This is a genomic window from Wenxinia marina DSM 24838 (assembly GCF_000379485.1).
GTDB classification, from domain to species: Bacteria; Pseudomonadota; Alphaproteobacteria; order Rhodobacterales; family Rhodobacteraceae; genus Wenxinia; species Wenxinia marina.
Map to the genome: position 1 here is coordinate 1 of NZ_KB902278.1, position 17459 is coordinate 17459.

The window sequence follows — 17459 nt, forward strand, 5'->3', positions numbered from 1 at the left end:
AGCTATGTCCGGACAGGATAACCGCTGAAGGCATCTAAGCGGGAAGCCCCCCTCAAAACAAGGTATCCCTCGAGGACCGTGGAAGACCACCACGTCGATAGGCCGGAGATGTAAGCGCAGCAATGCGCTCAGTTGACCGGTACTAATCGTCCGATAGGCTTGACCCGATCCGGTAACGGCAACACAAAAGCCGTCACCCGAACGGAAGCCGTACAAAATACCCAAACACAACTCGACTTGGATCAGGCGCGGGACAAAAATAACCCGCGCCGCCGTTCCTTACCCGGTCTGGTGGCCATGGCACGAGGTAAACACCCGATCCCTTCCCGAACTCGGAAGTTAAGACCCGTCGCGCTGATGGTACTGCGTCTCAAGACGTGGGAGAGTAAGTCACCGCCAGACCTGATAAGAAACGGCTAACCTCTCTCTCTGCGATGTGATTTCCCAAATGACTATCGACCGCGTGCTTCGCCGGACTGATTCAGGTTCCGGTCGGCGCTTCGGTCGAGCGAGATCCATCCTCAGAATAGCGTAATTGGTGCTTGCGGCATCGGTTGCGGGGCGACGATCGCCGGCTCTTCTGCCCGGTCGATCAGCAGGACCCGAGCCCGACCGTCCAACGGGAGGAAATGCACTCGCCGCGGCAGGTCGCCGCCCAGGCTGCGAGCCACGACCGGTATCTCTTCCATTGCCATGAAGTCCTGCGCGAAGCGGGCGTTGCGGGCTCCGATGTCGTCGAACGTTCGGGTGATCCGGGCGCCGCCGAACAGTTTGGCCTTGAGGCGCCGGCGATCTGCGCCGGCTCGCAGCAGACCGTTGATGAGAAGCTCCATCGCCATGGCCCCGTATTTCATCTCGCGCGAGCCCCGCCCCCCCTCTGGGAGAAGGTAATGGTTCATTCCGCCGATCTGCCGATGCTCGTCGTAAAGGCATGCCGCTACGCACGAGCCGAGAACCGTCGAGAGGATGACCCCCGGAGTGTCGCAGACCTTGAACTGGCCCTGAATGACCGTCTCGGTGCGGCCGGACCATCTGCTCTCGGTCATGCGGGAACCCGCCGGCAAGCGGAGAGCAGGGCCTGCCCGATGGCCGTGACCGGCAACTGGCGACCCACCCCGCCCAACTCGTACGCGACCCGCGGCATGCCGTAGACGACGCTCGTCGCTTCGTCCTGGCCGAAGGTCGCGGCCCCCGCGCGCCGAAGATCGGTCAGTCCGGCCGCGCCGTCGCGCCCCATCCCGGTCAGTAGGGCGGCCACCACGCGGGGCGCCAGGGGGATCGCCGACCGGAACAGGGCGTCGACGGACGGTCGGTGGCCGCTGATCGCCGCCCCGTCTTCCAGGCGGCAGACGAGGGTCCCGCGCGACGCGACGGTGAGGTGCCGATCCGAGCCGGGGGCGATGAGGACTTTCCCGGCGGTCAGTCGCTCCCCCTCCGCCGCCTCGGCGACCTTCGGCGCGACATGAGAGTCGATCAGGCGTGCGAGCCCGGCGCTGAAGGCGCCGCCGGTATGCTGCACGACGAGGGTCGGCGGGCAGTCGGAGGGGAAGGCGCCGAGGACCTTGATCAGCGCGTCGACGCCCCCGGTGCTTGCCCCGATCAGGATGAGGCGGTCGGATGCAAACTCTGCGGCCGGGGCCGGCCCGGCGGTCTTCGGGGGCGTCACCGGTGGGACGGGGCCGCCGGGCAGATCCGGCCGTCCCAGGACGTCGTCCATGGGCATCCGCTCCACCCCCTCCACGAGGGAGCGCCTGGAGCCGGCCTGCCCGTCGGCGAGGACGATGCAGCGGATCGCCAGCGCCCGGAAGAGGAGGACCATGACCTCGAATTCGGGGAGCGCGGCGAGGTCCTCGCTGACGAGCGCGACAGCGGGACGCGTGTGTTCGGACACGTGATAGGCCGCTGTCAGGTCCGCGACCGCCGCCACGAGGTGCCGGCCGGGGGCAGCTTCGACGGCGCGGACAAGCCGGTCGCGGCGAACCGGATTGCGATGGGCGATGAGAATGCCGCTCATCGAGCTGTTCCCGCGGCGGGGGCGGGAATGGGAGAATCTTCAGCGATCATGCAGCATCTCCTCGATAGTCGGGAGGGGTACGGCGGCGGGTGATGAGCGATCCCGGTGCCACGTCAGAAAAGCTCAACCGAGGGCAGGCGGGGGCCCGGCGCGTCTCCGAGCAGGGTGGCTCGCACCCGCTCCAGCCGGAGAGCGGCGGCGATGACGTCTCGCCTTATCGCCTGGCCGTCGAGTTCCGTCTCCGCGACCCGGGCGATCAGGTCTGCGAGGTCCGCCATGATCTGGCCGACGAGGTCGATGTGCTGCAGGTCCCGCGCCAGGGCCGCGTCGATGTGCTGGCGGGCGAGAGCGGCCATGATGACCTCCTCGTGTTCCATAAGTGAGCGTTGCGCCTCCGACAGGACGGTGCCGACCCGACCGAGGAGCAGCGCCAGGTCGACGCCCTCGGGCGTGGGTGGTTCGCCGCTCATCAGAGCCGCCCGACGACGGCTTCGATGGACTGCTTCAGGGACGCCGTGGTGAACGGCTTCTTCACGAGGTTGTTGAGGCCGAGCCGGCGCCCCTTGTCGACGATCTCCTGCGTCGGTGTCCCGGTGACGAGGATGAAGCCGATCTGCTGCGTCGAGCGATTGCTGCGCAGCCCCTCGAGCAACTGCAGGCCGTCCATCCCGGGCATGTTGAAGTCCGAGATGACGAGGTGGACCGGGCTCGCCGCAAGACGCGACAGGGCACTCTGGCCGCTGTTCTGGGCGTCCACCTTCCAGATGCCGATTTCCTCGAGAGCCTGGGTGAGCAGGCCGCGGCTGACCGACATGTCGTCGACCACCATCACGCGCAGGGTATCCTTCAGGGACATGGGTTCTCCGTTCAAGAAATCGGGCGTGGCGCGGACGTGTGGCGGTAGGTCGTGATACCGCAGCCGGCGAAGGCCTGCGTGGCGGGGCCGGTGACGCGCTCGGAATGGCCGATGTAGAGCATGCCCCCCGGTTTGAGGAACTCGGCGAAGCGGGACCACAGCCGCTCCTGCGTGGGGCGATCGAAGTAGATCGCCACGTTGCGGCAGAAGATCGCGTGGAAGCGGCCGCTCATCGGCCAAGGACCGTTGAGATTGAGCGGCCGGAACGTGACGAGGCCGGCGACCTCCGGCCGGATCGTCGCCACGCCGTCCTCGCGCCCGGCGAAGAGGCGGCGGCGATGCTCTTCGTCGGGCACCTTGCATTCCTCCGCCTCGTAGCGGCCGCCCTCGGCGCGGCGCAGGACCGCGCGGTCGATGTCGGTCGCGAGGATGCGCACGTCGAAGCGGGCGGCGTCCGGAAAGACCTTCAGGATGCTCGCGGCGATGGAATAGGGCTCGGGGCCGGTGGAGCAGCCGGCGGACCAGACGCGAATCCGCTCTCCGGCCCGGGCGGGATCGATCAGCGGCGGCAGGACCTCGCCTTCGAGGTGCCGGAAATGGTGCGGCTCGCGGTAGAAATGGGTGACGTTGGTGGTGAGGGCGGAGACGAAGTGCTCACGCTCCACCGGGTCGCCGTTCTCGACGATGCGGCAGTAGGCGCCGAACCCGCCGAGTCCGAGCGCGCGGATACGGCGCCTCAGCCGGGACCGGATGAGCGACTTCTTCGACGGCTCGAGATGCAGGCCGTACTCGGCCTTGGCGATCCGCGAGATCGCCGCGAAGTCGTCCTCGGTGAATTCGCAGGCGTCCGGCTGCATGTCGGTGCGATCGGTGGACGTTGCAGTCACGCGGCGTCCTCGTGTTCGGCCGGCAGAAGGGCGGAGAGGTCGATGATGCGCGACATCTCTTCCTCGATCTGGAGAAGTCCCCGGATCGAACGGATGCTGTCGTCGGAGCGGACGTTGGGCGTCTCACGAATCGCGCCTCCCTTCACGGTCAGGATTTCGGACACGGAGTCGACGAGGAGGCCCAAGGTGCGCTGGTGGACGGCAACCACGATGATGACGTGGCGGGCCGTGGGGTCGGTGCGGCCGAGGCCGAGGCGTGCGGCGAGGTCGACGATCGGGATGACTGCGCCGCGCAGGTTCATCACGCCCAGAACCGAATCCTCGGAATAGGGGAGCGGGGTCACGGCGCTCCATCGGCGAATTTCGCGGATCGTCGTGATCTCCAGGCAGAAACTCTGCCCTCCTGAGACCAGGGAGACGAACTCGATCGTGGCGTTGTCATCCCAAAGCGGCGAGCTGCTCATGATCCGGTTCCTTGTCGCGGATGGTCTGGACCGCCGGCGTCTGGGCGGCGATGGCCACGACCGTGTCGGTGTCGACGATGAGGGCGATCTTGCCGTCGCCGAGGATGGTGGCGGCCGAGATGCCCGGGATGCGGCCGTAATTGCCCTCGAGGCTCTTGATGACGACCTGCCGCTGGTCCGAGATCGCCTCGACGGCGAGGGCCACCGGCTGCGACCCGTCCGCCCTGATGAGAACGAAGATCGAGCGGGTCGGATCGAAAGGCTCGGACGCGAGGCCCAGGACGTGGGCCAGGCTGACGATGGGGACGTAGGCGCCGCGGATCGACAGGACATGACCGCCGCGGCCAAGGGGCGTGACGTTCCGGGCCTGCGGGCGGATCGTCTCGAGGATGGAATAGAGCGGCAGGACCATCGTCTGGTCGCCGACCGTCACCACCATTCCGTCCAGAACGGCCAGCGTCAGCGGCAGCGTGATCGAGAAGGTGGAGCCGTGGCCGGGCCGGCTGGAGATCGAGACGCGGCCACCGAGCGAGGTGATCGCGGTCTTGACCACGTCCATGCCGACGCCGCGACCCGAGAGATTGGTGATCGAGGAGGCGGTCGAGAAGCCGGGGAGGAACAGGAGGTTGTCGATCTCGCTCTCGGTCAGCTTCGCCTCGGGGGACACGAGACCCTTCTCGACCGCCTTGCCGAGGATGCGCTCGCGGTCGAGTCCGCCGCCGTCGTCGGCGATCGCGATGTGGACGTGGCCGGAGCGATGGGCGGCGATGAGGCGGACAGTGCCCTCCGCAGGTTTGCCACGCTCGGTACGGAGGGCGGCAGGTTCGATTCCGTGATCGACCGCGTTGCGGACCATGTGGGTCAACGGGTCGGCAAGTCGCTCGACCACCGTCTTGTCGACCTCCGTCATCTCGCCCTCGGTTTCGAGGACGACCTCCTTGCCGACGGCCTCGGCCGCCTCGCGGATGATGCGGCCCATCCGCTGGAAGAGCGGCTTCACGGGCTGGGCGCGGATCGCCATCACGCCTTCCTGGATGTCGCGTGCAAGGTGGCGGTAGTCGTCGAGGTCGCTCATCACCTCGGAGTTCGGTTCCGCGCCGAGGGCGGCGATCTTCTGGCCGATGACGGCCTGATTGATGATGAGCTCGCCGACGGTGTTGATGAGGCGGTCGACCCGTTCCGGATCGACGCGGAGCGTGGGCCGGGCGGGGCCGGCGTTGGCGGCAGCGGCGCCTCCCGCGCGAACGGGCTGGCGCTCTCCCCCGGGGTCCGGCGGCGGATCGGCGTTCACGAGCGGTGTCTCCGCCTCGCCGGGCGGCGTCGCAGCGGGCTGAGGGAGCGGCGAGTTCGGGACCGTGGACTGCGGGGCCTCGTCGTCCTCGCGCTCGACCGACAGCGTGCAGAGGCCATCGACGAAGGAGAAGACGCCGCGGATCTCGCCTTCGGCGATGTCGCCGGTCAGCGTCATGTCCCAGGCGAGAAAGCTCTCCTCCGGGTCGAAACTGCCGAGGGGCGGGATGGCAGAGAGGTCGCAGTCCACTGTCAGCTCGCCAAGGGCGGATAGGGCCCGGAGCAGGCGCAGCGGGTCGTGGCCGTTGTCGAACAGCGCGCGTTCCGGCCGGAAGCGGATGCGGAACCGGCTCTCGGCGCCGACGATCGGGGCGAGCGTCAGCGGCATCGCGGCCATGGGTGCGAAGACGGCCTCTGGTTCAGGCGGCTGCGTGGCGATCGGGGCCGGCGCGGCGTCGGCGAGCCGGGTCAGTTGCTCCAGCAGCGGCGCCATCGCGTCGGGCCGGTCGGTGCGATCGTTCTGCGCCGCGTCCACGAGGTCGGCGAGAACGTCCGACGATCGCAGGATCGCGCGCATCACCTCGGCATCGGGGTCGAGCTGGCCGGAGCGGATGAGGTCGAGGACCGTCTCGTACTGGTGGGCGAACGAGACGATGTCCTCCAGCGCGAAGGCTCCCGCCGCGCCCTTGATCGAGTGGACCGCCCGGAAGATCGCGTTGACCGTCTCGGCGTCGTGGGTGCCGTCGCTCATGGCGGCGAGGCCTTCGGACAGCGCCTCGAGCAGGTCCTCGCATTCGGCGAAAAACATGTCGCGCAGCGAATCCGACATCGCTCAGGCCCCTCCGGTCACGCGGCGGACCACGTCGACGAAGGCGCGGTCCTCGAACGGTTTCACGATCCAGCCGGTGGCGCCGGCCTTTCGCGCCCGTTCCTTCAGGGCGGGGCCGCTTTCGGTGGTGAGGACGAGGATCGGGACGCGGCGGTTCGTCCGGCCCCCGCGGATCGCCTCGATCACGCCGAACCCGTCGAGGTTGGGCATGTTGATGTCGGTCACGACGGCGTCGAAGCGGCGCCCCTCGAAGGCCGCGACCCCGGCCTTGCCGTCGGTCGCGGTGGTGACGTCGAAGCCGGCGTCGCCGAGCGTGCGGCTGACCATCTCGCGGATGGTGCGGGAATCGTCGATGGCGAGGACAGAGACGCTCATCCCGCGACCTCCGTTTCCGGAGCGCCGAGGACGGCGGCGGACAGGCCCATCCGGTCGAGCGAGTCGCGCACGGCGTCCGACGGCGCCTCGACCGCGAAGCTGCGCCCCTCGGTCGAGGCAGCGCGGCGGGCCGCGATCAGGAGTTGCGCGGCGAGCGCCCCGACCTCTGTCGCCGCGCTCGCGTCGACGATCACCGGGCGGGTGATGTCCGCGAGAATCGCGGCCTCGACCTTCTTGAGGTCGTCGGTCCAGTCCGGGTGGGCGAGGTCGAGCCTCAGAGCCGTGTCGTTTGCCATGCCCGCGCGTCCGCTGCCAGTTGTCACGGGGCAGGGGATAGCCGCGAACGACTTAAGGTTCGGTGAAGCCCGGAAGGCCGGCGCGCCGGCCCCGGCCGATCAGCTGGCCCAGGGGCCGTGCTGGCCGCTTTCGCCGGTGTCGCGGCGGACGAATCCGTGCAGGCCGAAGAAGTCGCGCTGCCCCTGGATCATGTCGGCGGTGCCGCGCGCGGTGCGGACCGTGTCGAACCACGCAAGGCCGGAGGCCAGCGCCGGCACGGCGATGCCGGCCGCCTGCGCCGCAATGACGACCTCGCGCAGGGCGGGGGCCGCGGCCCTGACCTTGTCCGCGAAGAACGGCGCGAACAGCAGGTTGCGCGCCGGATCCTCGGCCAGCGCGTCGGCCATGTCGTTGAGCATGGCCGAGCGGATGATGCACCCGGCACGCCAGACCCTGGCGATCTCGGGCAGGGGCAGGGCCCAGCCGAACTCGTCGGAGGCGGCGTTGATCATGGCGAAGCCCTGGGCGTAGCACATGATCTTGCCCGCCATCAGCGCCTGCTCGAGCGAATCGAGCGAGGGCGCGTTCGGCCCCATCGGCTGCGGACCGGCGCCGAACAGCTCTTCGCCCGTCGCGCGCATGTCCGCTTTCGCCGACAGGTTCCGCGCCGCGACCGCCGCCTCGATCGCCGGGATCGCGGCGCCGAGGTGCTGCGCCTCGACCGCTGTCCAGCGGCCGGTGCCCTTCTGGCCGGCCGAATCGGCGATGACGGTCAGCAGCGGCTCTCCGGTCCGGGCGTCGGTGGCGGCGGCGACCTTGGCGGAAATCTCGATCAGGTAGCTGGCGAGCGGTCCGTCGTTCCATTTCGCGAAGACGTCGGCGATCGCGTCGTAGCCCATCCCCATGCCGTCGCGCAGGATGCCGTAGGTCTCGGCGATCATCTGCATGTCGGCGTATTCGATGCCGTTGTGGACGGCCTTGACGAAGTGGCCGGCGCCCTTCTCGCCCATCCAGGTGGCGCAGGGCGTGCCCTCGTAGTCGGCGGCGATGTCCTTCAGGATGTGCGCCACCCGGTCCCAGTACGCGCGCTCGCCGCCGCCCATGATCGACGGCCCGTGCCGCGCACCTTCCTCGCCGCCCGAGACGCCGATGCCGAGGAACGGGCCGCCGCTGTCCGTCGCGCGGCGGCTGGTGTCGCGGAAGTTGGCGTTGCCGGCGTCGATGATGAGGTCGTCGGGGCCGAGGAGCGGCCGCAGCGCGGCGATCTGCTCGTCCACCGGGGCGCCCGCGGGGACCATCAGGATGATCGCCCGCGGCTCGGCCAGCGCGGCGACGAGGTCGGCGTGGGTCTCGGCCGGGACGATCCGCTCGGCCAGCGGACCGGCCTCCTGCACGAACGCCTCGGTGTGGGAATGGGTGCGGTTCCAGACCGCGACGCTGTGCCCCTTGTCGGCGATGTTCAGCGCGAGCGCCGAGCCCATCGTGCCGAGCCCCACCAGTCCGATCTCTGCCTTGGCCATGCGTTCGCCTCCCCTGCCTGCCGCCCGCGGACTAAACCGCAGGCGGCGACGGGGCACCACCCCCGTCGGCGTCAGCCGCCGCGGAAGTCCGCCGCCAGCCTCTCCTGATCCTCGGTGGTGTCGGTGGCGCCGGTCAACTCGGCCTCCCACTCGCGCATGATCTGGTTCACGCGGGCGACGTAGGGGGCGTTCTCCATCGCCGGGACGTTCGGGTCGTAGAGGTCGGACACCTCCACCATCGCGGCGCGGTCCTTGATCTCGAACGCGCGCGCCCGCGCCATCGCCTGCTCGTGCTTGTGGCCCAGCGCCTCGAGCGCGGAGCGCCCGGCGCGGATCGAGCTGTCGTAGGTCTCGCGGATGATGTCGCGGCAGCCGGCGTACCACAGCTCGTACACGTGGTGCCGGTTGCGGGCCCGGGCGATGACGTGGAGGTCCGGGTAGGCCTTGGTCACGTGTTCCACGATGCGCGTGGTCTCGTCCACGCCGTCGATCGCGATGATGAGGAGGCGGGCGCGGGCGATGCCCGCGGCCTCCAGCAGGTCGGGCCGGGTGGCGTCGCCGAAATAGACCTTGAGCCCGAACTGGCGCAGCATCTCCAGCTGCTGGGCGCTGTAATCGACGACCACCGTCCGGTAGCCGTTGAGCCGCAGCATCCGGTTCACGATCCCGCCGAAGCGGCCGTGGCCGAGGATCAGCACGTCGCCCGTCTCGTCGATCTCGTCCGCCTCGCGCCGGCCGCCCGCGTACATCGGCGCCAGCACCCGGTCGTAGAGAATGAAGAGGAGCGGCGTCAGCAGCATCGACAGCGCGACGACCAGCAGCAGCCGGTCGGCGAGCGCGTCGGGCAGCACGCCCGCGCCGACGGTGAGGGCCAGCAGGACGAACCCGAACTCGCCGGCCTGCGCGAGGCCGAGGGCGAACAGCCACCTGTCCGCCCCGCGCAGCCGGAAGGCCAGGCCGAGGACGCCGAGGACCGCGGCCTTCAGCGCCATCAGCCCGACCGTCAGGCCGAGGATCGGCAGGAGGTTGTCCCACATCAGCAGGAAGTCGATCCCGGCGCCGACCGTCATGAAGAACAGGCCGAGGAGCATGCCCCGGAACGGGTCGATGTCGGCCTCCAGCTCGTGCCGGTACTCGCTGTTGGCGAGGACCACCCCGGCGAGGAAGGTGCCGAGGGCGGGCGACAGGCCGACGAGGCTCATCAGGAGCGCGATGCCGGTGACGATCAGGAGGGCGGCGGCGATGAACAGCTCGCGCAGGCGGGCGAGGGCGATGAAGCGGAAGAGCGGGCCGGTCAGGACCGCGCCGCCCACGACCACCGCGGCGATGGCGCCGAGCGTGACCAGCGCGGCGCCCCAGCCCGGCAGCCCCTCGACGAGGCTGAGGCCGGCGCCGTGGCCCGCGTCCGCCGCCCCGTGATCGCCCGCCTCCGCCCCGGCGTGGACACCGAAGGCGAGCAGCGGCATCAGCGCCAGCATCGGGATGACGGCGATGTCCTGCGTCAGCAGGACCGAGAACGAGGCCCGTCCGCCGTCGCTCTTCATGAGGCCCTTCTCGTTCAGCGTCTGCAGCACGATGGCGGTGGAGGACAGCGCCAGGATCAGGCCTGTGGCGAGCGCCAGGTTCCACGCAAGCCCCAGCAGCATCGCGAGGCCCATCACCGCCGCCGCCGTCAGGACCACCTGCAGCCCGCCGAGGCCGAGCAGCTGCATCCGCATCTCCCACAGCCGCTTCGGCTCCAGCTCCAGCCCGACGAGGAACAGCATCATCACGACGCCGAACTCGGCGAAGTGCTGGATCGCCTCCACGTCCACGTGCAGCGCCGCGAGGATCGGCGACAGCGCGATCCCCGCAATCAGGTAGCCGAGGACCGACCCCAGCCCGAACCGCGTGGCGAGCGGCACCGCGGCGAGCCCCGCGGCGAGGAAGAGGACGGCGAGGAGGAGCGTCTGGGTCATGCGGGGGGCCTTCGGTCGGGACGCGATACCTTACGCGGACCCGCACGCCGGCGGGAAGCGCGTTCCGTACGGTCGCGGCCTTTGACGGGCCCGTGACTGGCCACGGGGCAGCGGGCGGCTAGTGTTGCCGCAACTGCCCGCAACACCGGAACCCTCTCATGCGCCTCGCCCTCTCCGCCCTTCTCCTCTTCACCGCCCTGCCGGCCGCCGCCGACACGGCCGACGGGGAGTCCCTTCTGGCGATGGACTGGGAGGGGATCGTGGCCGCGGCCGAGGGCGGCGAGGTCAACGTCTTCATGTGGGGCGGGGCTCAGAACATCAACGACTACGTCACCGGCTGGGTCGGCGACCGCCTGTCCGAGGAGTACGGCATCACTCTGAACCTCGTGCCGCTGACCGACACGTCCGACGCCGTGAACATCGTCCTCGGCGAGAAGGAGGCCGGTGCCGACGACACGGGCGCGGTCGACCTCATCTGGATCAACGGCGAGAACTTCCGCACCATGCGGCAGGGCGATCTCGTCTGGTGCGGCTGGACCGACGCGCTGCCGAACGACACGCTCGTCGACTGGGACAACCCCTCCATCGCCAACGATTTCGGCGTGCCGGTGGACGGCTGCGAGGCGCCCTGGTCCACGGCGCAGTTCGCCTTCGGCCACGACGAGGCGCGCACGCCCGAGCCGCCGCGGTCGATCCCGGAGCTGATCGAGTGGGTGCACGCCAACCCCGGCCGCTTCACCTACCCGGCGCCGCCCGACTTCAACGGCTCGGCCTTCGTGCGGCACGTCTTCTACCACGCAGCCGGTGGCCCCGACGCGCTGCTCGGCCCGTTCGACCAGGCGACCTTCGACGCGGCGGCGAAGGAGGCGTGGGCGATCCTGAACGATCTGGAGCCCGACCTGTGGCGCGAGGGAGAGACCTATCCGACCTCGATCACGCAGCTGCAGCAGATGTTCGCCAACTCCGAGGTCGACCTGATCTTCGACTACAACCCCTCGCAGTTCGGCGTGCTGGTCGAGAACGGCACGTTCCCGGCCACGGTCCGCAGCTATGGTCTGGACGGCGGGACGATCGGCAACACGAACTACCTGACGATCCCCTACAACTCGCCCAACAAGGCCGCCGCCCTCGTCGCGGTGAACCTCATGCTCTCGGCCGAAGCGCAGCTGGAGAAGGCGCGGCCGGACGTCTGGGGCGCGCCGCCGGCGATCGACCTGTCTCAGGTGCCGGAGGACATCCGCGCCGAGTTCGACGCGCTGCCGCAGCACCCCTCGGTCGTCCCGGCCGCCGAGCTGGCGGAGAGCGCCCTGCCCGAGCTGCAGGGCGAGTGGGTGTCGGCGATCGACGACGGCTGGCGCGAGAACGTCGGCCGCTGAGGCCTAGCGGACGGGCAGGAGGAGGGCGTCGTCCAGCGTGCAGTCGCGGATGACGTCCGCCCCGCAGCGGCGGAACTCCAGATCGCGCGTCATGCAGACGCGCACCTCCTGGATCATCCCAGACCGACAGGTGACGGTCACTTCCGGCGGATCGAGGCCCGGATTGTCCGTGGTGAACGCCTCTTCCACCACCTCCGCCGGCAGCGTCACCTCGCGCTCCAGCCGTTCGAACACCTCTGGCCGCGTGACGCGTCCGTAGGCCTCGCGCGCCAGCGCGTAGTAGTCCGCCGGCGACAGCCCGCTGCAGACCCCGTGCTTGCGCCACTGGTGCCAGGCCGACCCGCCGGTCCCCATGATGTCGGCCATGGCCCCCGTCATCCCGCGCGAGGGCGGCGCGAAGGAGGTCGCGCAATAGTCGGGCCAGCCCTCCTCGTACTGCGGCCACAGGCCGTGCAGCACCCAGCCGAAGCCCGCCCCGTCCGCGCACTGCTCGGACCCCTCGGCCTGGCCCTGCTGGCGGCACCAGGTCGGCGACCAGGACAGCGACAGGACGTAATAGTCGAAGTCGCCGGCCGTCCCGTCCGCCCGGGCCGGGGCGGCGAGCGCCAGCAGCGCGGCGATTGCAGCGTATTTCATCCCTTCCCTCCGCGGGGTCACGCGACTATATAGCCGCCGAGTTCCCCGACAACGTGAACTTGGTCCGGATGTCCCGGGCCGCCCGGTCCCGCCGGGCGCCGGGGAAGCCGTGCCGACGACAGGAGACCCGCACATGTCCGACAGACCGCTCATGGCCAAGGCGACGGCCGTCTGGCTCGTCGACAACACCACGATGAGCTTCAAGCAGATCGCCGACTTCGTCGGGATGCACGAGCTCGAGATCCAGGGCATCGCCGACGGCGACGTGGCGCAGGGCGTGAAGGGCTTCGACCCGGTCGCCAACAACCAGCTCGACCAATCCGAGATCGACAAGGCCGAGAAGGACCCGACCCACCGGCTGAAGCTGAAGTTCAACGCAGCCGCCGTGGGCGAGGAGAAGCGCCGCGGGCCGCGCTACACGCCGCTGTCGAAGCGGCAGGACCGCCCCGCCTCGATCCTGTGGCTGGTCAAGTTCCACCCCGAGCTGACCGACGCGCAGATCTCCAGGCTGGTCGGCACCACCAAGCCGACGATCCAGTCGATCCGCGAGCGGACGCACTGGAACATCGGCAACATCGACCCGATCGACCCGGTCGCGCTGGGCCTGTGCAAGCAGTCCGAGCTGGACGCCGCCGTGCAGAAGGCCGCGGCCAAGAAGGCGCGCGAGGGCGGCGTGATGTCCGACGACGAGCGGCGCAAGCTGGTCTCGACCGAGCAGTCGCTGGGCATGCCGGCCGAGCCGCGCATCCCGACCGCGATCTCGGGGCTCGAGACCTTCTCGCTGACCGATTCGGGCGAGGACCCGCGCGGGCCGGAGGGCGACGAGGAAGAGGATCTGCGCGACGTGTCGGACGCGGACAGCTTCTTCAACCTGCCGAACGACTCGGGCGACGACGAGGACGAGGACGACCGCCGCTGAGGCGCGGGGCGGCGGGCCGGACGGCCCGCCCCCTCCCTGTCGCCGGCGCCGGTCAGCGGCGCCGCGCGACGAGGTAGCGGGCGTTCTTCGCTGCCCCGAACGTGGTGTCGTCCACGACCTCGAATCCCGCCCGCTCCACTTCCGACCGCAGCTGCGCGGCGCTGAAGAAGGTCGCCCGCGGCGCCTTGCCGAACCGGCGCATCAGCGGCAGCACGAGGCGGATCCCGAAGAACATGTCGCCGAGGCAGGGCGTCTTCGAGATGAAGAGGCCGCCGGACCCCACCTGCGTGCGGATATGCGCGAGCGCCGGCGCCAGCGGCCCCGACAGATGCAGCAGGTTGAACGCCACCACCGCATCGAACGGCGCGCCTGGAACGTCGGCGTCGGCCGGCAGGGCGAGGTGTTCGACGTTGGAGATGCCCTCGGCCGCCTGCCGCTCCGTCGCGATCCGGATCATCTGCGGCGCGATGTCAGTGGCGGTGACGTGGGCGACCGACGACGCCAGCCGCCGCGCCGTGCCGCCGGTGCCGCAACCGAGCTCGAGGATGCGGTCGGTCGGCGCGAGGTGCCCCGCCGTCCGCTCCAGCGTCGCCTCGTAGGCGTCGGGATCGGCGATGGGTCGCGCGGCATACTTGTCGGCGATCCTGTCCCAGAAGGCGGCGTCGGTCATCGGCTTGTCCTTACTTAACGTCAGGGCTCTCCCTACACCAATCGCGCTCGCCGAAGAACTGCCTGGTGCCGCAAGGGGGAATGTGTCCCCCGCGCCCTCGCGGAGCCGGTCGAATGATGGGAGGTCGGCGCGCCGGCCCGACGATCGGATGCAGGCGAACCGGCGCCGAACGGGCGCAGCCGGAGGAGTCAGTCGGTTTGAGGATCAGGCTGGTCGCGCACCGCGACCTCCCCCGCCTCGCGCCGGGTGCATGTGGTGTTCGTGATGAACGCCGCCGTCGTCGGCGGCCTGATGGCGGATCCGCAGCGCGCCTACAGCCCGCGCCGCGCCTTCAGCGCCGCGCTGATGGTGCCCTCGTCGAGGTAGTCGAGCTCGCCTCCCACCGGCACGCCCTGCGCCAGCGAGGTGACGGTCACGTCCGGCAGCCGGTCGGCGATGTAGTGGGTGGTGGTCTGGCCGTCGACCGTCGCGCCGAGCGCGAGAATCACCTCGGTCACGCCCTCGCTCGCCACACGATCGACGAGGCGCGGGATGCGCAGTTCGTCCGGTCCGATCGCGTCGAGCGCCGACAGCGTCCCGCCGAGCACGTGGTAGCGCCCCTTGAACACGCCCGCCCGCTCCATCGCCCAGAGGTCCGACACCTCCTCGACCACGCAGATCTGCCCGTTCGCCCGGCGCTCGTCGGCGCAGATCGCGCATTCGTCGGCGAGGCCGACATTGCCGCAGATCACGCAGTCGCGGACGTTCTGGCCGGCGTCGCGCATCGCTTCGGCCAGCGGCAGCAGCAGCTGCCCGCGCTTGCCGAGGAGGTGCAGCACCGCGCGCCTGGCCGAGCGGGGGCCGAGGCCGGGCAGGCGGGCCATCAGCTCGATCAGCCGCTCAAGGCTCTCGGGGGCGGCGCTCATGCCGCGGCCGAGCGCCCGGCGGCGCGGTCCGGCCGGTGCGTATTTGGGGACATGCGAAGCAGCAGGCAGCTCCTCAGAACGGCAGCTTCATGCCTGGCGGCAGGCCGAACTGCTCGCCCATCCGCGACATCTCGGCCTGCATCTTCTCGGCCGCGCGGGACTGCGCGTCGCGGATCGCGGCGAGGATCAGGTCCTCGACCACCTCCTTCTCGTCCGGCTGGAAGATCGAGGGGTCGATGTCGAGCGCCGTCAGCTCGCCCTTCAGCGTCGCGGTCGCCTTCACCAGGCCCGCGCCGCTCTCGCCGGTCGCGGTCATCGTGTCGAACCGCGCCTGCATCTCCTCCATCTTGCCCTGCATCTCCTGCGCGGCCTTCATCATCTTGGCCATGTCGCCGAAGCCGCCGAGTCCCTTGAACATCCGCTTTCCTCCTGTCGGGGGTTGCCTTCCGAGATACGGGCCGGGGGGCGGTGGATCAAGGCGCGTCGGCCCCGGGGGCACCGGGGGCACGATCGGGAGCCGGGCCCCGGCTCAGGGCCGGGGCGGGCATTCCCGCCGTGATACGGCTGCACCGAAGGCACCCCGGTGCCCCTCTCTCCACCCGCCCCGGGCCTGACCCGGGGCCTCGCGCCGTCCGAGGCCCCCCGGACAATGCTGGGGGAACCTCTGCAAGCCCGCTCACTCCTCCTCGAACGGGTCCCACTCGCCCTCGACCTCGGGCAGCGCCTCGGTCTCGGCCGCCTGCGCCTCCTCGGCGGCGGTGCGGATCGCGGTGATCCGCGCCTTGGGGAAATGCTCGAGGACCGCCTGCACCAGCGGATGCTCCGACGCCTCCTCCTTCAGCCGCATGTCCTCGGCGTCGCGCGCCTCGGCGATCGTCGCGCCGCCGCCGGAGCTCACTACGCTCACCGCCCAGCGGTTTCCGGTGAAGGCCTGCAGCCGCTGGCCGAGGCGCTGGGCGAAGTCGGGGGCGGCGTCGTCGGTCGGCTGGAACTCGATCCGGCCGGGCTGGTAGGCGGCGAGGCGGAGTGTGGTCTCGACCTCCACCAGCAGCCGCACGTCGCGGTTGGCGCGGATCAGCTCCACCACGTCCTGGAACCGGGCGAAGCGGGCCAGCGCGTTCGCGTCGAGCGCCGTCGCAGTCTGTGCGCCGGAGGCGGACACTCCACCCGTGCCGGAATGGGTCGGCCGCACCGCGCCCCGCGCCTCGACGTGCCCGCCGCCGCCCGGCGCCGGCGCGCCGCCGCCGGGCGCAGGCCCGGGGGGCGGCGCGTCCTTCAGCTTGCGCACCAGCTCTTCCGGCGAGGGCAGGTCGGCGACGTGGGTCAGGCGGATCACCGCCATCTCGGCGGCCATCATCGCGTTCGGCGCCGCGGCCACCTCCTCCAGCGCCTTCAGCAGCATCTGCCACATCCGCGTCAGCACCCGCATCGGCAGCGCTTCGGCCATCTGCCGCCCGCGCGCGCGCTCGTCCGGGCCGACGGTCGGATCCTCCGCCGCCTCGGGCGTGATCTTGATGACGCTGACCCAGTGCGTGACCTCGGCCAGATCGCGCAACACCGCCATCGGGTCCGCCCCGTCGGCATACTGCGCCGACAGCTCGGCCAGCGCCTCGGACGCGCGGCCGCCGAGGATCATGTCGAAGAGGTCGAGGACGCGCCCCCGGTCGGCGAGGCCCAGCATCGCGCGCACCTGCTCGGCCGTCGTTTCGCCCGCGCCGTGGCTGATCGCCTGGTCGAGGAGCGATTCGGCGTCCCGCGCCGACCCCTCGGCCGCCCGGGTGATGAGCGCCAGCGCGTCGTCGCTGATCTGCGCCCCCTCGGCGTCCGAGATCTTCCGCAGAAGCGCGATCATCACCTCGGGCTCGATCCGCCGCAGGTCGAACCTCTGGCAGCGGGACAGCACCGTGACCGGCACCTTCCTGATCTCGGTCGTGGCGAGGATGAACTTCGTATGCGGCGGCGGTTCCTCCAGCGTCTTGAGGAGCGCGTTGAACGCGCTCGTCGACAGCATGTGGACCTCGTCGATGATGAAGATCTTGTAGCGGCCTTCGGACGGCCGGGTATTGGCCATCTGGTTCAGCTCGCGCACGTAATCGACGCCGGTGTTGGAGGCGGCGTCCATCTCGAGCACGTCCATGAAGCGGCCGGCCATGATCTTGCGGCACGGCTCGCACACGCCGCAGGGGTCGGTCGTCGGGCCCCCGGTGCCGTCGGGGCCGATGCAGTTCAGCCCCTTGGCGATGATCCGCGCCGTTGTCGTCTTTCCGGTGCCGCGGATGCCGGTCATGATGAAGGCCTGCGCGATCCGCCCGGCGGCGAACGCGTTCTTCAGCGTCTTCACCATCGCGTCCTGCCCGACGAGGTCGGCGAACGTCTCGGGCCGGTACTTGCGGGCCAGCACCTGATAGGCGGCGGGGGCGTCGGACATGGCGGTCTCCTGGAACGGCGCCAACCTAAGGGCGCCCGCGGTCCCCGTCCACCGCG

At 70.3% G+C, this 17459-nt stretch carries 18 protein-coding genes and 2 rRNA genes; 4 read left to right on the forward strand and 16 right to left on the reverse strand.

From position 1 onward, the window contains the following. Both A37W_RS0103410 and rrf read left to right on the forward strand, forming a co-directional pair. A 23S ribosomal RNA gene (locus A37W_RS0103410) occupies positions 1-167 on the forward strand; the annotation flags it as partial. A 120-nt stretch (positions 168-287) separates the two neighbouring features. Beyond that, positions 288-402, forward strand: a 5S ribosomal RNA gene (rrf, locus tag A37W_RS0103415). A 119-nt stretch (positions 403-521) separates the two neighbouring features. Here the strand turns inward: rrf and A37W_RS0103420 are convergent. From A37W_RS0103420 to A37W_RS0103470, 11 genes are all read right to left on the reverse strand, one after another. Continuing rightward, entirely contained in the window at positions 522-1046 is a 525-nt protein-coding gene (locus tag A37W_RS0103420; protein ID WP_018301621.1) for a chemotaxis protein CheD, read from the reverse strand. After that, positions 1043-2014, reverse strand: a complete 972-nt coding sequence (locus A37W_RS0103425) for a CheB methylesterase domain-containing protein (RefSeq protein WP_018301622.1) — start codon at positions 2012-2014, stop codon at positions 1043-1045. The genes A37W_RS0103420 and A37W_RS0103425 overlap by 4 nt, the downstream gene beginning before the upstream one ends. A gap of 113 nt (positions 2015-2127) precedes the next feature. After that, complete coding sequence (locus A37W_RS0103430) at positions 2128-2484, reverse strand: hypothetical protein (RefSeq protein ID WP_018301623.1); 357 nt, start codon at positions 2482-2484, stop codon at positions 2128-2130. Next, positions 2484-2870 (reverse strand): response regulator, encoded by a 387-nt coding sequence (locus A37W_RS0103435; RefSeq protein ID WP_018301624.1) that lies wholly within the window; start codon positions 2868-2870, stop codon positions 2484-2486. Before A37W_RS0103435 ends, A37W_RS0103430 begins: the two co-directional genes overlap by 1 nt. An 11-nt stretch (positions 2871-2881) precedes the next feature. After that, positions 2882-3757, reverse strand: a complete 876-nt coding sequence (locus A37W_RS0103440) for a CheR family methyltransferase (protein ID WP_229666026.1) — start codon at positions 3755-3757, stop codon at positions 2882-2884. Continuing rightward, complete coding sequence (locus tag A37W_RS0103445; protein WP_018301626.1) at positions 3754-4221, reverse strand: chemotaxis protein CheW; 468 nt, start codon at positions 4219-4221, stop codon at positions 3754-3756. Before A37W_RS0103445 ends, A37W_RS0103440 begins: the two co-directional genes overlap by 4 nt. Beyond that, positions 4196-6340: a chemotaxis protein CheA gene (locus A37W_RS0103450; RefSeq protein ID WP_018301627.1), complete on the reverse strand. Its 2145-nt coding sequence runs from the start codon at positions 6338-6340 to the stop codon at positions 4196-4198. The genes A37W_RS0103445 and A37W_RS0103450 overlap by 26 nt, the downstream gene beginning before the upstream one ends. A 3-nt stretch (positions 6341-6343) precedes the next feature. After that, the gene (locus A37W_RS0103455; protein WP_018301628.1) at positions 6344-6715 is read right to left on the reverse strand and encodes a response regulator; all 372 of its coding nucleotides are present in this window, start codon (positions 6713-6715) and stop codon (positions 6344-6346) included. Then, positions 6712-7011, reverse strand: coding sequence for an STAS domain-containing protein (locus A37W_RS20880; RefSeq protein ID WP_018301629.1), 300 nt, complete (start codon positions 7009-7011; stop codon positions 6712-6714). Before A37W_RS20880 ends, A37W_RS0103455 begins: the two co-directional genes overlap by 4 nt. A gap of 99 nt (positions 7012-7110) precedes the next feature. Then, on the reverse strand, positions 7111-8511 hold the full coding sequence (gene gnd / locus A37W_RS0103465; protein WP_018301630.1) for an NADP-dependent phosphogluconate dehydrogenase: 1401 nt from the start codon (positions 8509-8511) through the stop codon (positions 7111-7113). Between the two features lie 71 nt (positions 8512-8582). Beyond that, positions 8583-10469, reverse strand: a complete 1887-nt coding sequence (locus tag A37W_RS0103470) for a cation:proton antiporter domain-containing protein (protein ID WP_018301631.1) — start codon at positions 10467-10469, stop codon at positions 8583-8585. A 158-nt stretch (positions 10470-10627) separates the two neighbouring features. On the opposite strand from A37W_RS0103470, the gene A37W_RS0103475 reads away from it, so the two are divergent. Then, complete coding sequence (locus A37W_RS0103475; RefSeq protein WP_018301632.1) at positions 10628-11845, forward strand: ABC transporter substrate-binding protein; 1218 nt, start codon at positions 10628-10630, stop codon at positions 11843-11845. A gap of 3 nt (positions 11846-11848) precedes the next feature. Here A37W_RS0103475 and A37W_RS0103480 read toward each other — a convergent pair whose 3' ends face one another. Next, positions 11849-12481, reverse strand: a complete 633-nt coding sequence (locus A37W_RS0103480; protein WP_018301633.1) for a ribonuclease T2 family protein — start codon at positions 12479-12481, stop codon at positions 11849-11851. 133 nt (positions 12482-12614) lie between these two features. Between A37W_RS0103480 and A37W_RS0103485 the strand changes: the two genes are divergently transcribed. Beyond that, complete coding sequence (locus A37W_RS0103485; RefSeq protein ID WP_018301634.1) at positions 12615-13400, forward strand: DUF1013 domain-containing protein; 786 nt, start codon at positions 12615-12617, stop codon at positions 13398-13400. A gap of 52 nt (positions 13401-13452) precedes the next feature. Here the strand turns inward: A37W_RS0103485 and A37W_RS0103490 are convergent, their stop codons facing one another. The 4 genes from A37W_RS0103490 to A37W_RS0103505 form a co-directional block, all read right to left on the reverse strand. Beyond that, positions 13453-14070, reverse strand: coding sequence for a class I SAM-dependent methyltransferase (locus A37W_RS0103490; protein ID WP_018301635.1), 618 nt, complete (start codon positions 14068-14070; stop codon positions 13453-13455). A gap of 311 nt (positions 14071-14381) precedes the next feature. Further along, positions 14382-14975, reverse strand: a complete 594-nt coding sequence (gene recR, locus A37W_RS0103495) for a recombination mediator RecR (RefSeq protein ID WP_018301636.1) — start codon at positions 14973-14975, stop codon at positions 14382-14384. Between the two features lie 73 nt (positions 14976-15048). Next, a complete protein-coding gene (locus A37W_RS0103500) occupies positions 15049-15393 on the reverse strand; it encodes a YbaB/EbfC family nucleoid-associated protein (protein ID WP_018301637.1) in 345 nt (114 codons plus the stop codon). 258 nt (positions 15394-15651) lie between these two features. Continuing rightward, positions 15652-17403, reverse strand: coding sequence for a DNA polymerase III subunit gamma/tau (locus A37W_RS0103505; RefSeq protein WP_018301638.1), 1752 nt, complete (start codon positions 17401-17403; stop codon positions 15652-15654). Between the last annotated feature and the right edge of the window lie 56 nt (positions 17404-17459).